Source organism: Mycoplana rhizolycopersici (assembly GCF_013378445.1).
GTDB classification, from domain to species: Bacteria; Pseudomonadota; Alphaproteobacteria; order Rhizobiales; family Rhizobiaceae; genus Mycoplana; species Mycoplana rhizolycopersici.
Window position 1 is genome coordinate 47,453 of the sequence record NZ_JABXYK010000014.1, and the last position, 13,523, is coordinate 60,975.

General features: G+C 64.2%; 16 protein-coding genes and 1 riboswitch. Of the genes, 6 read left to right on the top strand and 10 right to left on the bottom strand.

Annotated elements, in window-relative coordinates:
• Positions 1–60: 60 nt before the first annotated feature.
• Positions 61–447, bottom strand: coding sequence for a hypothetical protein (locus HV823_RS19945; protein ID WP_176951504.1), 387 nt, complete (start codon positions 445–447; stop codon positions 61–63).
• Positions 448–629: 182 nt separating this feature from the next.
• Between HV823_RS19945 and HV823_RS19950 the strand changes: the two genes are divergently transcribed.
• Positions 630–1,289 carry a glutathione S-transferase family protein gene (locus tag HV823_RS19950; protein WP_176951505.1) on the top strand — a complete coding sequence of 220 codons (660 nt, stop codon included), beginning with the start codon at positions 630–632 and terminating at the stop codon, positions 1,287–1,289.
• Here the strand turns inward: HV823_RS19950 and HV823_RS19955 are convergent.
• Positions 1,273–2,193 (bottom strand): LysR substrate-binding domain-containing protein, encoded by a 921-nt coding sequence (locus tag HV823_RS19955; RefSeq protein ID WP_176951506.1) that lies wholly within the window; start codon positions 2,191–2,193, stop codon positions 1,273–1,275. The genes HV823_RS19950 and HV823_RS19955 overlap by 17 nt on opposite strands.
• Before the next feature lie 139 nt (positions 2,194–2,332).
• Between HV823_RS19955 and HV823_RS19960 the strand changes: the two genes are divergently transcribed.
• Positions 2,333–2,536, top strand: coding sequence for a hypothetical protein (locus HV823_RS19960; RefSeq protein WP_176951507.1), 204 nt, complete (start codon positions 2,333–2,335; stop codon positions 2,534–2,536).
• Positions 2,537–2,624: 88 nt separating this feature from the next.
• Complete coding sequence (locus HV823_RS19965) at positions 2,625–2,993, top strand: MmcQ/YjbR family DNA-binding protein (protein WP_176951508.1); 369 nt, start codon at positions 2,625–2,627, stop codon at positions 2,991–2,993.
• A 78-nt stretch (positions 2,994–3,071) separates the two neighbouring features.
• Here the strand turns inward: HV823_RS19965 and HV823_RS19970 are convergent, their stop codons facing one another.
• The 3 genes from HV823_RS19970 to HV823_RS19980 all read right to left on the bottom strand — a co-directional run bounded on the left by HV823_RS19970 (position 3,072) and on the right by HV823_RS19980 (position 5,688).
• A complete protein-coding gene (locus tag HV823_RS19970; protein WP_176951509.1) occupies positions 3,072–3,692 on the bottom strand; it encodes a glutathione S-transferase family protein in 621 nt (206 codons plus the stop codon).
• 206 nt (positions 3,693–3,898) lie between these two features.
• Complete coding sequence (locus tag HV823_RS19975; RefSeq protein ID WP_176951510.1) at positions 3,899–4,288, bottom strand: VOC family protein; 390 nt, start codon at positions 4,286–4,288, stop codon at positions 3,899–3,901.
• 392 nt (positions 4,289–4,680) lie between these two features.
• On the bottom strand, positions 4,681–5,688 hold the full coding sequence (locus tag HV823_RS19980) for an asparaginase (protein ID WP_176951511.1): 1,008 nt from the start codon (positions 5,686–5,688) through the stop codon (positions 4,681–4,683).
• Between the two features lie 84 nt (positions 5,689–5,772).
• Here HV823_RS19980 and HV823_RS19985 point away from each other — a divergent pair, with 84 nt between their 5' ends.
• The gene (locus tag HV823_RS19985; protein WP_176951512.1) at positions 5,773–6,510 is read left to right on the top strand and encodes a DUF3750 domain-containing protein; all 738 of its coding nucleotides are present in this window, start codon (positions 5,773–5,775) and stop codon (positions 6,508–6,510) included.
• A gap of 178 nt (positions 6,511–6,688) precedes the next feature.
• Positions 6,689–8,110, top strand: coding sequence for an MFS transporter (locus HV823_RS19990; protein ID WP_176951513.1), 1,422 nt, complete (start codon positions 6,689–6,691; stop codon positions 8,108–8,110).
• A 19-nt stretch (positions 8,111–8,129) separates the two neighbouring features.
• Here HV823_RS19990 and HV823_RS19995 read toward each other — a convergent pair whose 3' ends face one another.
• Positions 8,130–9,131 carry an NAD(P)H-quinone oxidoreductase gene (locus HV823_RS19995; RefSeq protein WP_176951514.1) on the bottom strand — a complete coding sequence of 334 codons (1,002 nt, stop codon included), beginning with the start codon at positions 9,129–9,131 and terminating at the stop codon, positions 8,130–8,132.
• A gap of 325 nt (positions 9,132–9,456) precedes the next feature.
• Here HV823_RS19995 and HV823_RS20000 point away from each other — a divergent pair, with 325 nt between their 5' ends.
• Complete coding sequence (locus tag HV823_RS20000; protein ID WP_176951515.1) at positions 9,457–9,717, top strand: DUF1344 domain-containing protein; 261 nt, start codon at positions 9,457–9,459, stop codon at positions 9,715–9,717.
• Between the two features lie 160 nt (positions 9,718–9,877).
• On the opposite strand, the gene HV823_RS20005 is transcribed toward HV823_RS20000, so the two are convergent.
• From HV823_RS20005 to HV823_RS20020, 4 genes are all read right to left on the bottom strand, one after another.
• On the bottom strand, positions 9,878–11,677 hold the full coding sequence (locus HV823_RS20005; protein WP_176951516.1) for an EAL domain-containing protein: 1,800 nt from the start codon (positions 11,675–11,677) through the stop codon (positions 9,878–9,880).
• Between the two features lie 117 nt (positions 11,678–11,794).
• The gene (locus tag HV823_RS20010) at positions 11,795–12,232 is read right to left on the bottom strand and encodes an EamA family transporter (protein ID WP_176951517.1); all 438 of its coding nucleotides are present in this window, start codon (positions 12,230–12,232) and stop codon (positions 11,795–11,797) included.
• Positions 12,229–12,615, bottom strand: a complete 387-nt coding sequence (gene crcB, locus HV823_RS20015; protein ID WP_176951518.1) for a fluoride efflux transporter CrcB — start codon at positions 12,613–12,615, stop codon at positions 12,229–12,231. The genes HV823_RS20010 and crcB overlap by 4 nt, the downstream gene beginning before the upstream one ends.
• 92 nt (positions 12,616–12,707) lie before the next feature.
• Positions 12,708–12,769: riboswitch (Fluoride riboswitch) on the bottom strand.
• A 55-nt stretch (positions 12,770–12,824) separates the two neighbouring features.
• Positions 12,825–13,376, bottom strand: a complete 552-nt coding sequence (locus HV823_RS20020; RefSeq protein WP_176951519.1) for an HdeD family acid-resistance protein — start codon at positions 13,374–13,376, stop codon at positions 12,825–12,827.
• Positions 13,377–13,523 lie beyond the last annotated feature (147 nt).

The window sequence follows — 13,523 nt, forward strand, 5'->3', positions numbered from 1 at the left end:
CTGTGCGGTGACGCTGGAGCCGATGACGAGCGCGCGCAAACGCACCCGGCATGCTCACATTCAGTTCGAAGGATGTGGTGGGGCTGTGGGCGGTGCGCCCGGCTGGAACCGGTGGCTATGAACGACCGCCTCGATCAGGGGACGATCGCCGACTTTTGCATAAGCGATGAGATGGCCGGCGACATCGGCCGGCTGCGGTAGCAGCAGGCCGGCACCGATGCGGCAGGCTTCGCAGTTCCGCCCGAAGGCGCCCTTGGTCTTGCCGTGCACCACGCCGTCACTGAAGCAGATGTCTGCGATTGTGCCGTCCGGCAGCGTCATCGCGGCGAGTTCGGCTGGCGAAAGAGGTGTTGCGAGCGCCGGGCGATGCGCAAACGAGAGGCAGACGAGCGCGATGACGCAGAGCATGCGCACCATCACGGCTGCCTTTTCGCTCCCCCGGACCATCCTTGCCTCGTTTTCCCCTCACGGACCTCTAGCGGCCATCTAGCGGCCATATCGCCTCACCCGGAATGGGTCAATGCGGCATATTTCGATCACGACAATTCATGATCCGATCATCGTCATCCCCTGTCTAGAGGGCTGGCGACACCCTATGGTGCGCTCCACTCAGAAGGGAGATCAGTTCCATGCTCACGATTTACGGTGTCTATCGCTCGCGCGCCTCGCGCAACTACTGGCTGGCCGGCGAACTTGGCCTGCCGTTCAAATCGGTACCGGTGATCCAGGCGCGCAGGCTCGACGACCCGAGTGCGGCCGACGCGCCGCTGAATACGGTCTCTCCCGAATTCCTCAAGATCAATCCCGGCGGGCTGATCCCCTGCATCGAGGATGACGGCTTCGTGATGAACGAATCGCTTGCGATCAACCTCTATCTCGCCCGCAAGCATGGCGGGCCGCTTTCGGCGCAGACGCTGACGGAAGAGGCGGAAATGCTGCAATGGACGATGTGGGCGGCGACGGAGGTCGAGCCGCACGCCGTCCGCATCGTGCTGATCCATGATGCCAAGTCTGCCGATACGGACGAGGGACGCCAAGCCATCCGGCTTGCCACGCGCGCGCTGCGCAAGGCCTTTGCCCTGCTCGACGCGAAGCTTGCGGCGACGGGCCATGTCGTCGGCGACCGCTTCACCGTCGCCGACCTGAACCTTGCCGAAGTGTTCCGCTATGCCATGACCCAGACCGAGCTTTTCGAGGCCGCGCCGAACGTCAAGGCCTGGCTTTCCGCCTGCCAGGCACGGCCGGCCTTCAAGGCGATGTTCGAGACGCGCCTCAAGGAAGCGGAGTAGGCGATCCGTCGGTGTGGTCGGCCATGCTCTCGGCAATGGCCTGCCGCATCCACGCCTTGAAGAGCGTGACCTTTTTCGGTTCGCGAACGTCGGGAGCCGTGACGAAGTAGTAGCCCATTCCTGTCTTGACGCGGATGTCGAAGGGGGCGACGAGCCGCCCTTCCTCCAGCGCCCAGGAGGCGAGGATCGGCCAGGCGAGCAGCACCCCCTGCCCCGCCAGCGCCGCATCCAGGCAGAGCGAGGCGTCGCTGAACATGTGGCGCGTCTTGGGCGGCGGCTGATCGAGGTTTGCGGCCTTCAGCCAGCGGTCCCAGGTGAACTGGTCGTTGGCGTCGATCACCGCCGGCATGTCGACGAGATCGGCGGGCGTGCGGAGCTTTTGCGCCAGTTCCGGCGTGCAGACGGGAAACATCTCCTGCGGCAGCACGAATTCCGCGCGCACCCCCGGCCAGTTGCCGGGACCGATGCGGATACCGAGATCGACGTCAGAACCGGCGAGATCCGCCAGCGTCGTGGTCGATTCGATCCGCAGGCTGATTTCAGGATGCCGCGCGCTGAACTGGTGGATGCGGTGGATCAGCCAGCGCGAGGCGAAGATCGGCGCGACCGAAATGACGAGAATGGTATCGTCGCGGTGGCGCACGCTGCCGACCGCCTCGGAGAGTTCGCGGAAACCGGCGTTCAGCTTGCGAAGGAACGGCTCGCCGGCGCGCGACGGCCGCAGGCCGCGCGGCGTACGCTCGAATATGCTGCGCCCAAGCTGGGTTTCCGCCTTGATGACCTGCTGGCTGACCGCACCTATGGTCACGCCCAGCTCCTCGGCCGCCGCCTGCAGCGACCCCAGTCGCCCGACCGCCTCGACGGCACGCAATCCATTCAACTGAACGACATTCAGGTTCTTCATATAGTTTTTCTATAGCATCTCGCTGATCTCCTCAATTGTATTCGCCCGCAGTGCGGCGCAAGGTCAGCCCCAGCACAACTCATTTCGCCGGTTTCTCGTTCAGAGGAAACAGCGGCACAACGACACTGCAGGAGGAACGATGTTCAAGCTTTTCTTGACCCTCGCCCATCGTGCGAGAAATGAAACGGGCAGCAGCGAAGCCGACCTCGTCTGGGTCCGCGATCCGCTTTCCCATCCCGATATCGCCGCGATGGACGAACGCCAGCGGGCGGACCTGCCGTTCCAGGGCGTTGCGCGAGTGCAGGGCTGCGCCCCGGCCGCTGTCTGCGGTCGTACAGGGTAGCAAGGCTGAATGGTCGGCCGGGATAGCGCCCGGTTTGCCAGAACGGCTGCGGCGAGGTTATCGTCTCCGCACGCGGAGAGACATCGCCATGTCAGAGACCGAGACGCAAGCGCAATTCGCGAGACTCGAACGACTGGCCGCCGGCCTGCCCGGCGTCGAGGCGGGCACCTGCTATGGGCAGGCGGCGCTGAAGGTCGGCGGGCGGATGATTGCGGTTGCCAAGAGCGCCGACCTCGTCGCGCTGTCGATGCCGCTCGACCAGAAGGAACACCTGATCGAGCTGGCGCCGGAAATCTATTTCGAAACCCCGCATTTTCACGGCTGGCCCGCCGTACTCGTGCGCGCGGCTGTGATCGGCGACGACGAATTGCGGCTTCGCCTGCAGGAGGCGTGGAAGCGGCGGGCGACGGCAAGGCAGCGCAAGCAGTACGAGGCTGCCGCGGGATCGGCTACCTGATGCCTGTTCCTGCCCGCCTTCCGGAGATGGAAGGCGGTTTCTGGAAACGGGCCGAGCGCCTGACCTTCGCTGCACCGGTCAGGCCTCTGCGCGCTCCAATGCCCGCTTGACGGCCGGACGCTCCAGCATGCGGGCGCGATGCTCCGCCACCTTCGGGAACAGCGCCGGATCGACACCGTCGCCCTTCAGCCACCCGCCGATCGTGAAGAGATAGGGATCGGCGACGGAATAGGCGGCGCCCATGACCCAGGGACCGGTCAGCATCATCTCCTCGATCAGACGGAAGCACTCGGCCATGTTCTGCGGTACCTTCGCCTTCATCGTCTCGACCGCGGCCGGGTCGTCCGACCAGCGCGCGCCGCGACGGCTATGGGCATGGGCGACGTGGACAGTGGAGCAAAGGTAGGAGTTGAAAGCCTGCATGCGGGCAAAGGCGAAGGCGTCATCGAGCGGCGCAAGTCGCCCGCCTGGGGTGATCTGGGCGACATAGGCAAGGATCGCCGGCGTCTCGGTCAGAACGCCGCGGTCGGTGACGAGCGCCGGCACGCGGCCTTTCGGATTGATCGCAAGGTAGCCCGGCGATTGCTGCTCGGAACTTGCAAAATCGACCCCGCGCACATCGAACCGCAAGCCGCTTTCCTCCAGCGCGATGAGCGAGGCCAGTGCGCATGTCTTCGGGGCGATGTGCAGGGTGAGCATGGGATTTCCTCCGGAATCGTTTTCACTGCGATACAGGAGACCGCATCACGCCCGGCCTGACAAGCAAGGCCAGGCCCGCTGGGTGACGAAAAGTTCAAATTTGCGGCAAGGATGTCGTTCCGGCGGAGCAAGGCGCGGTTTCTTCGCCTCGCTCCAGGGATTCTCTCGCGGGGCATCTCACTCCAGCGCCCGCACGGCAGCGCCCCTCATTCCTGCGCCATGTGCATCATTTCCCATACGTGGCCGTTGATGTCCTGGAAGCTGCAGCCGTACATGGGACCGAACTCGACGTTCGGCTTCCACTCACGCGCACCGGCGGCAAGCGCCTTGGCCTTGAAGTCGTCCACCTCGGCACGGCTTTCGGCGGACAGGCAGGTCAGCACCTGGGTATCCTTCTCCGGATCGCCGACGGCGCCGTTGACGAACTCGCCGAACCTGCTCTCGACCATCAGCATGACGAAAATGTTGTCAGAAACGACCATGCAGGCCGCCTGCTCGTCGCTGAACTGCTCGTTGAAGGTGAAGCCGAGCGCACCGAAGAAGCGCCGGGTGGCAGCCATTTCCTTGACAGGCAGGTTGACGAAGATCATGCGCATTCGGCTACTCCTTTTTGGGTTCGCAACCGCGTCTGCGGCCGCCGATGCTACAAGGACGCAACTGTGGGGCGAGTTCCGACATCGGCCCTGAAAAAATCCTAGCCGCTTGCGCGATCCGGAGAAACTCCCGTGAGATCCGGCTGAGCTTCCATCTTCCCGGCCTTGAGCCGGGAACCAGCGCGATCAAGTCTTTGATCGCAGGAGATTCTTTTCGCCTTGCAGACGCAAGGCGACTGGATTCCGGCTCAGGCCGGAATGACGGAAGCGGAAGGTACCGTACTCATGCAAAACTTGTGCCGTGGGCTGTGAACAGAAGCGCTGCCAATGCTCGATCTCTTTGGTCTTACGCAATTCCCGACGCAAAACCGCGGCCCACTTTCGCGCGACATGCGTCAGGCGGCAAGCGGCCCCGTCACCCTGATGTCGCCCACGTGCATGCCGTTCCAGTTGTGCATCGCCCGGTTGGCCTGGCTCAGCAGGGCGTTACGCACCGCTTCGTCATGGTCGAAGAAGCGGGCCAGCGTTGCTGCGACCATGGCCTCGGCCGCGCGCGTGGCGCCATCCTCGCATTTCAGCGCAATGGCGATGCCCTTTTCGGGTACCGCCGCGCAGAAGACGCCTTCCGCACCGGTCTTGGCGAAGATGCGTCCTGGCGCCGTCTGCATCAGGCGCGTGCAGGCGCGCCCTGTGCCTGCGACGTAGAAGGGTTCGGCCATGCAGGCATCGATCAGCCGCTTGGCGGCTCGGGCGCGAACAGGCTCCAGCCCTGCCCCCGTCGCCATCCTTGCAAAACCATGGGCAAGCTTGCGCAGCGGCACCGCATAGGTGGGGATCGAGCAGCCGTCGATGCCGCAGTCGTCGTGCGCGAGCGCGGCCCCCGTCAGGCTCTCCATGACGTCGCGGATTTCCGCCTGGATGGGATGGTCGTAGCCGACATAGCCCTTCACGTCGGTGCCGGTGTGGCAGGCGGTGCAGACGAAGCCCGCATGCTTGCCCGAACAGTTGTTGTGCAGCGCAGTCGGGCGTTCCATCGCCCGCGCCTGGTGGATCAATGCCGGCTGGTCAAAAGCCCAATGGGCGCCACATTCGAGCGCGCCCGCATCGCGGCCGGCGGCCGCAAGCATGCTTGCTGCGAGCGCCGCGTGCTCCGGCTCGCCGCTGTGCGAGGCGCAGGCAAGCGCCAGTTCCCGGTCGCCGAAGCCATAGGCGTCCGCCGCGCCGCTTTCCACCAGCGGCAGCGCCTGCATCGCCTTGCAGGCGGAGCGGGGGAAAATGGCGGCGTCGACCTCGCCGCCGGCAAGGATCACCTTGCCGTCACCATCGACGGCAACGACCATGCCGCGATGGCGGCTTTCCACGCGGTTTCCACGCGTCACCTCGACTATTACGGGATTTTCCATGCCAGATGCCCTCAAAATTCCAAGATCGCTTGCCGTATTAGCCCAGACTGTGTCTGAAATCAGCAACATACGGAGAAGAGCCGGATGAAAGTCGGCAGGAAGGTGCTGATCCTGTTTCTCGCGATCTACCTGATGCCGGCGCTGGCGAGCGCGGGCTACTGGTACCTGCTGGACCGGCCGGCCTCCTGGCGGGAGGCGAACTGGACGTCGGCCGGCATCCTGCCGGCGCCGGTGGCCGAACCGCGCGCGACGGTCCACATCTTCTCGGCTGCGACCGGCGGCATGAAGGGCGCCTTTGCCAGCCATTCCTGGATCGTCACCAAGGCTGCGAACGCCACTGCATACGACCGCTACGACAAGGTCGGTTGGGGCAGCCCGGTGCGGCGCAACGGCTACCCCGCCGACGCCTTCTGGTATTCCAACCGGCCGCGTGTGGTCGTCTCGCTTGCGGGCGAGGAAGCGGCAAGGCTGATCCCGACGATCGAGGCTGCGATAGAGGCCTACCCCTACGCGCAGCCGGGCGGCTACCGCATGTGGCCGGGCCCGAACTCGAACACCTTCGTGGCGCACGTGCTGAAGAGCGTGCCGGAACTGGGAGCTGTGCTGCCGCCGGAAGCCGTCGGGCGCGACTTCCTGCCGTGGGGCACCTTCTTCGAACTTGCGCCCGACGGCCGCGATTTCCACGTGAGCCTGGTCGGTCTGGTCGGATTCTCCGCGGGCGTTCGCAGCGGCCTCGAATTCCATCTCGCCGGCCTCGTTGCCGGGATCGACGTCACGCGCCCGGGCCTGAAGATCCCGGCCCTCGGCCGCGTGGGCATCTGAGCCGGCGCCCGTCGCGGCTCCGCGAGTAAGCTGCGATACTTTCGGCATTGGCCACACCGCGTGCGTCGGACATCCGCACACGGCAGCGCTGCGGCCATTTCCGGCTGCGGCGAAAGCTTGCCCTTTCGGGGCGGCGGGAAATGTGATCCATTCGCCCCTTTCCAGAATCGATACCCGCATGACACACACAATCCAGCACACCGACGCGCCGCCACGCCTTTCAGCGCTTTTCCGCCCCGAGAATCTGTTCGCGACGCTGATGCTCGGCGGCGGCATCGCCCTGCATGCGATCGAGACCTACATCACGGCCACCCTGATGCCGTCGATCGTGCGCGATATCGGCGGGCTTGCGCTGTTTGCATGGGCGACGACGCTCTATGTCGCCGCATCGGTCATCGGGTCGATCTTCGTGGCCGTGCGTCCGGCAAGCGTTACGCTCAATCGCTGCTACGTGGCGGGCGCCGCCCTGTTCGGGCTCGGCAGCCTGATCTGCGCGATTGCGCCGGTGATTGGTGTCGTGCTGCTCGGCCGCACCGTGCAGGGGCTCGGCGCCGGCCTTTTGGTCGCGCTCGGCTACTCCTTCATCCGCTTCGTCTATCCCGAGCCGCTGTGGCGAAAGGCGACGACGCTCTATGCGGCGATCTGGGGCGTGTCGACCCTGCTCGGGCCTTCCATCGGCGGCATTTTCGCCAATGGCGGCGCCTGGCGCGAAGCCTTCCTGATGCTGGTGCCGATCTCGCTCCTGATGGCCTACATGGCGCCACGGCGGCTGCCGCCGGGGGAGGACCGCGAAAGCGCGCCTCCCGCCCCGTTCACGCAGATCGCACTGGTTCTTGGCTCGGTGCTGCTGGTCTCCTTTGCCGGCTCGGTCGACGAAGTGGCGCTGCGGGCGGGACTGGCGGGTCTCGCCGCCGTCGCGATCGCAGCCATGCTGGCGGTCGAGCGGCGCTCCAAGGTCCTGCTCCTGCCGGCGCGGACGGCCACCCTAGCCTCGCCGCTGGGGCGCATCTACGCGATCATGGTGCTCCTGATGGTCACCCTGACCTCGGATGTCTACATTCCGTATTTCCTGCAGGAACTGCACGGGCTCGATCCGCTGGCCTCCGGGTATCTGGTCGCCGTCGTCGCACTCGGATGGACCATGGCGGCATTCCTGACCTCCGGGCTCAGCGGGCGGAATGCGATCCGTTCCATCATCGCGGGCACCGTGGTCGAGGCCGCCTCGACCGGCGCGATGGTGTTCCTGCTCGCCCGGCACAATCCCGAAAGCAGCATATCGCAGCTTGCCCCGCTGACGGTCGCGATCTTCGGAATGGGGTTCGGCGTCGGGATGGGCTGGGCGCATCTGGTGACGCTGGTGCTGCGGCTGGCGCCGGACAGCGAGAAGGACAAGGCATCGGCTGCGATCACGACCATGCAGTCGATCGGCAGCGCGTTCGGCGCGGCCCTTTCGGGCGTGCTGGCCAACAGCTTCGGCCTGCTCCACCCCGGCGGCGTCGCCGGCAGCATATCGGCGGCCACGTGGCTCTTCGGCATGCTGGCGCTGCCGGCTCTGCTGGCCTTCCTGCTTTCGGCGAGCCTGCGCAAGGAGATCGGCTGACACCGGTCTCCTGCTGCGCTCAATCGAAGCTGATCACCACCTTGCCGACATGATCGCCGTGCTCCAGCATCCGGTGCGCATCAGCGATTTTCGTATAGGGCAGGACCGCCTGGATGACCGGCGCGACACGGCCGGAATCAAGCAGCGGCCATGCCTGTTCCAGAAGCGCGTCGCGGATCTGGCGCTTTTCCTCCGCCGTGCGCGGGCGAAGGGTGGAGCCCATGACGCGCAGGCGCTTCAACAGGATCGGCCCGAGGTTGACCTTGTCGGCAAAGGCACCGCCGAGGAAGGCGATGATGGAAAGCCGGCCATCCTGCGCCAGCGATTTCAGGTTGCGGTCGAAATAGGCAGCGCCGACCATGTCGAGGATGATGTCCACGCCGCGCCTGCCGGTCTCCTCTGCGATCACCGCGCAAAAATCCTCGCTGCGGTAGTTGATCGCGCGCGACGCGCCGAGGCCGACGCAGGCTTCGCATTTCTCGGTGGTTCCGGCCGTGGCAAAGACCCTTGCGCCGAAAGCCGTGGCAAGCTGGATCGCCGTCGTGCCGATGCCGCTGGTGCCGCCGTGTACCAGTACCGTATCGCCCGCCTTCAGCCCCGCCATCATGAAGACGTTGGCCCAGACGGTGAAGAACGTCTCCGGCAGGGCTGCCGCCTTGACCGCATCATAGCTCTTGGGAAAACGCAGGGCCTGGGTTGCGGGCACCGCGCAATACTGCGCGTACCCCCCGCCATTGACGAGCGCACAGACCTTGTCGCCGATCGAAAATCCACTGGCGCCGGGACCAAGGCCCACCACCTCGCCGGCGACTTCGAGACCGAGGATGGGACTGGCGCCGGGCGGCGGCGGGTAGTCGCCCTTGCGCTGCATGAGATCGGGACGGTTGATGCCGGCGGCTTCGACGCGCACCAGAATGTCGCCTGCGCGCGGCAGCGGCAGCGGCCCTTGCGCGACCAGAAGATTTTCCACGCCACCGGGCTCGCTCACGTCGACGAAGGACATGGTTTCGGGCAGCGTCATGGCAGTCTCCTTGGGGCAGGCTGCGGGCTGGTTGCCGCCCGCTTCTTGCATGACCATAGCGGAAACCATTCCGTGACGACATGGCATTGGCAGCGATACATTAAATTTGCTTCATCAGGAAGCTCGCCACAATTTGCCACAAATCATTGAAATCATGTGATTTCATGGACTTGTAGAATTACCTATCTTTAATTTGAAGTGGCGCTTGCGCACGCTTAACGTCCATATCGAAGTCGGGAAGCGCCGGCGGCCCTGGCCGTGACGCGACGCCTTTCGGACGACTTCCGAAATGAGGCCCTACAAGGGCCTAACCAGGACAAGTCTCATGCGTGTTCTTCTCTCCAATCTCGCAATCGTCAGCGTTCTGTCCGCGCCGGGCTTCGCCTTCGCTGCGGCGCAGACCGTTACCGGAACCGTGAAAGCCTACAGCTCGTCGGCAATGACGCTGACGCTTTCGGACGGCACCGCCTACATGCTGCCGAAGGGTTTCAAGGATCCGGGTCTGAAGGCCGGCGAGAAGGTATCGATCTCCTATGACATGGTCGGGAAGAAGCACGAAGCCAAGACTGTAAAGATCCTGGAGTGACCTCAGCAGTCTTGAGCGGTCTGCCCCGACCCAACTACAGCCGCTCAGGATAGGCCGACCAGCTCTGTGTGTGTACGGCTGGCGGTCGAAAGAGGGCGGATCCGTGGCCGGATCCGCCCTCCCCTATTCACCGGTGGCCGCCTTGGGTGATCTCCTTGGATCAGGCGGCCTCGCGCATCTCCACCGAACACAGGACGACACCGTTGGCGCTGAGCTTGGCCTGGCTCTTGAGCGTTGCGATGCGAGCGCTGATCTGCTGGGGATCTGCAACGAGGTCCCCCTCGTGGATGACGAGAACCACCGCCGAGCAACGCATCAGCGGAAAGTTGCGGGCATTGCCATCGCGGTCATGCCCCCTGATGCCGTCGGCCTGCAGATCCTCCAGCGCATAAAGCTGCCGGGCCTCCCGGGTGAAATCGCCCAGAAGCCGCTGCAGCAGTTCCTCCACCGAGGCGACGTCGCGCCCCGAGATGCCGGCAAAGAAATCATCCCCGCCGAGATGGCCGATGAACACGTCGTCTCCGATGAAGTGGCGGCGTAGAAGCGAGGCGAACAGCAGGATCGCGCGATCCCCCATCTGGAAGCCGTAGTGATCGTTGAAGGGCTTGAAGTTGTCGAAGTCGAAGTAGCAGAAGCAGCGCAGCTGGTCGCCGTCGAGCGCCCGGTCCTGGAGGTATTCATGGATCGAGCGGTTGCCGAGCAGGCCGGTGAGCGGGTTCTGATCCTCGGCCGCCTTCAACTGCTTTTCGCTGATGATCTTGAGCAGCGACGAGGCGCTGAGGATGCCGGCATAGCGCATGTTCTCCGTCAGGATCACGCATTCGCTGCCGCCCATGTCGGCGAAGATGTTTAGAAGCTGCTCGGCCGGCGTCTCCAGGTCGGCGACCGGCGCCATCTTGGCGAAATGCGAAAGGCTCTTCTGGTACAGCCTGTTCTTCAGGAGATCGCGACCGAAGGGATGATAGCTCAACTCGCGAACGTGATATTCGTGCAGAATGCCGCGCGGCTCGCCATTGGCGTTCAGGACGGGGAAGAAGGTGCGCTTCGGATCCTTGCGAAACAGCTCGAACACGGATTCGAGACTGTCGGCCTCGTGTACGGCCGGGAGGTGCTCGATCTGGCGGCGGATGAGGATGCTGTCCAGCGAGGGCGAATTGCGCCGGCCGGCGGCCGCCCGTGCAATCGGCGAATAGACCGGCTGCAGCGCCGACATGTCCGTCTGCGGACGGGAGATGTACCAGCCCTGCACGAGATCACAGCCGGCATCGCGGCAAGCGAGGAATTCCGCCTCCGTCTCCACGCCTTCGGCGATCACCCGGATACCGAGCACGTGGGAGACATTGACCATGTTCTTGACCAGGTGGCGCTTGCGGGCATCCGCCTCCAGGCCGGAGATGAAATGGCGATCGATCTTCAGATAGTCGATCGGATTGTCGCAGAGCACTTTCATGCCGCTGTGGCCGGCGCCGAAATCGTCGACGGCAAGCTTGAACCCTTCCTGGCGCAGCCGTGCCATCAGCACCCCGAAGTCCGGCACGTCACTGTGATCGAAGCGCTCGGAGATCTCGAAGCAGATGGACGAGGCGGGGATGCCCGCGCGCTTGAGGTGGCTCGACAGGCGCTCCACGATATCGCCCGCCTGCATGATCAGGCGGGAGTCGAGGTTGACGAACAGGGTCCGGCTGGAAAAATCCGGCAGTGTCGCGAAGGCTGCCAGCGCGCGGCTGGTGACCATGTGCTCCAGAGCCAGCAATTGCCCCGCCGCGTGGGCGCGGTCGAGGAGATCAAGCGGCGAGGAAAAGCCCAGCCGCTCGTGCCCGCGCATCAGCGACTCGTAGCCGAAGACCGCGCCGGAGGCCGTTTCCACGATCGGCTGGAATGCCGTTTCCACGACCAGCTTGGCGAGGGTCACGATCTGGTCGTCGCCGAAACGGCGAAGGCTGAGCATATCGGCGGACATTGCGGACTCCGGACAAGAATTGCCGGAAGCATGTTCGTCGATCCTGAAAAAACCGTTTCCCGAATATGACAGTTTCTTGAAACTTCAACGACAGCAAACACTTACATGACGATTTTATCATATTCTCAAGGTCAGCATCACCGCACCCGTGGCGATGAAGCAGACGGCGAGCCAGTGCATCGGCGACAGGCGCTCGCCGAGGAAGATCGCGGCAAAGGCGGCGACGAGAACGACGCTCAGCTTGTCGACGGGGGCAACCTGGGAGGCGTTGCCGAGCTTGAGCGCGCGGAAATAGCAGAGCCAGGAAGCACCGGTGGCAAGCCCTGACAGGATCAGGAACAGCCAGCTCTTCGGCGTCACCGTCGACGGCGCCTGCCAGCCGCCGGTCAGCGACAGGATGAAGGCGATCGCGCCGAGAATGACGATGGTGCGGATAAAGGTGGCGAAATCCGAGCCCACGCCCTCGATGCCGACCTTGGCGAAGACGGCCGTCAGTGCTGCGAAGATCGCCGAACCGACGGCCCAGAACTGCCAGGACACAAGCAGCGTCTTCACGCCAGCGCCACCGGAAACAGCCGCGCCAGGAACAGACCGGCGACGACAGCTATCAGCGACAGGACGACGCTTGAGACGACATAGGCGACCGCCATAGCAAGATTGCCGCGCTCCCACAGAAGCGTCGCATCGAGCGCGAAGGCGGAGAAGGTGGTGAAGCCGCCGAGCACCCCGGTCGTGAGCAGCAGCCGGACTTCCTGCGGGAGATGGCCGCGAAAGGCGAAAAAGCCTGCTATCAAGCCCATCGCCATGCAGCCTATGACGTTGACGGCCAGCGTCCCGAGCGGAAAGCCGGTTCCAAAGAGGCGCGCGGCGAGAACGTTCACGCCATGGCGGCCCGCGCCACCGATGCCCGCACCGAGAAATACGATGAGATAATTCATTTGCGTTACCTTATCCACGGATGTGGCGGTAACGGAAAACACCCGCAGCCGGCTGCGGACGCAAACCTGCCGCAGGCGACCTTCCGGTCCGCCTTCTGGCAGGAGCTATCAGCCGATATGGCGGTTGTCGGGGAGCTCCATCCCCATCACACGCAAGCTTCCTATCGCGGAAGCGGCGGCGCTGTCAAATGGCAGCGCCATCCCATCCGTCACGCCTTGCGCAGCGCCAGGCCGAAGCCGATCAGCGCCCAGCCCTGCATGGCAAGGTCGAAGGCCAGGAACAGGCCGAGCAGCCACAGGCTGTTGACAGGCCAGCCGATCAGGAAGACCAGGCCCGCAAGCGCCGTGACGATGCCGCCGGCCAGCAGCCAGCCCCAGCCGCCGTCCTCCCGGGCGCGCATCGCCACCCAGATGCGGAACAGGCCGGAGACGATCAGCGCCCAGGCCATGAGCAGCGTCAGCACCTTGGCGGTGAGCTGGGGATTCACGAAGGCAAGCACGCCGGCGGCGAGATAGAGCAGCGCGCTCAGCACCCAGTAGATCGTGTCCTTCCACGCCTTCACCTGGAAGGCATGGGCGAGATAGACGGCGCCGCCGACGATCATCAGCATGCCGACATAGTAGACGGTGACGACGGTGGCCCAGAGAAGGTTGCCGGCGGCAATGAAGCCGAAGACGAGAAGCGCGAGGCCGAGTGCGACGAACCAGCCCCATTTGCCACGGACTTCGGATAGGCGCGGTATCGATGATTGAACAGCCATAACAACCCCCAATAGCTGATACAAGGCAATTCGATAGTATCATGAAATCGACAGTTGTCATGCGTGTGAACGGCATGATTTCGCTTGGATTTTTTTATTGATTGATGAGTCAATTAAAAATAATGTCCTGTCGAAGGAGAGACTGGA

What these genes read in the sequence shown, in the direction of transcription:
- HV823_RS19945 (WP_176951504.1), bottom strand. Translation starts at nt 447, where the DNA reads ATGGTCCGGGGGAGCGAAAAGGCAGCCGTGATGGTGCGCATGCTCTGC.
- HV823_RS19950 (WP_176951505.1), top strand. Translation starts at nt 630, where the DNA reads ATGCTCACGATTTACGGTGTCTATCGCTCGCGCGCCTCGCGCAACTAC.
- HV823_RS19955 (WP_176951506.1), bottom strand. Translation starts at nt 2,193, where the DNA reads ATGAAGAACCTGAATGTCGTTCAGTTGAATGGATTGCGTGCCGTCGAG.
- HV823_RS19960 (WP_176951507.1), top strand. Translation starts at nt 2,333, where the DNA reads ATGTTCAAGCTTTTCTTGACCCTCGCCCATCGTGCGAGAAATGAAACG.
- HV823_RS19965 (WP_176951508.1), top strand. Translation starts at nt 2,625, where the DNA reads ATGTCAGAGACCGAGACGCAAGCGCAATTCGCGAGACTCGAACGACTG.
- HV823_RS19970 (WP_176951509.1), bottom strand. Translation starts at nt 3,692, where the DNA reads ATGCTCACCCTGCACATCGCCCCGAAGACATGCGCACTGGCCTCGCTC.
- HV823_RS19975 (WP_176951510.1), bottom strand. Translation starts at nt 4,288, where the DNA reads ATGCGCATGATCTTCGTCAACCTGCCTGTCAAGGAAATGGCTGCCACC.
- HV823_RS19980 (WP_176951511.1), bottom strand. Translation starts at nt 5,688, where the DNA reads ATGGAAAATCCCGTAATAGTCGAGGTGACGCGTGGAAACCGCGTGGAA.
- HV823_RS19985 (WP_176951512.1), top strand. Translation starts at nt 5,773, where the DNA reads ATGAAAGTCGGCAGGAAGGTGCTGATCCTGTTTCTCGCGATCTACCTG.
- HV823_RS19990 (WP_176951513.1), top strand. Translation starts at nt 6,689, where the DNA reads ATGACACACACAATCCAGCACACCGACGCGCCGCCACGCCTTTCAGCG.
- HV823_RS19995 (WP_176951514.1), bottom strand. Translation starts at nt 9,131, where the DNA reads ATGACGCTGCCCGAAACCATGTCCTTCGTCGACGTGAGCGAGCCCGGT.
- HV823_RS20000 (WP_176951515.1), top strand. Translation starts at nt 9,457, where the DNA reads ATGCGTGTTCTTCTCTCCAATCTCGCAATCGTCAGCGTTCTGTCCGCG.
- HV823_RS20005 (WP_176951516.1), bottom strand. Translation starts at nt 11,677, where the DNA reads ATGTCCGCCGATATGCTCAGCCTTCGCCGTTTCGGCGACGACCAGATC.
- crcB (WP_176951518.1), bottom strand. Translation starts at nt 12,615, where the DNA reads ATGAATTATCTCATCGTATTTCTCGGTGCGGGCATCGGTGGCGCGGGC.
- HV823_RS20020 (WP_176951519.1), bottom strand. Translation starts at nt 13,376, where the DNA reads ATGGCTGTTCAATCATCGATACCGCGCCTATCCGAAGTCCGTGGCAAA.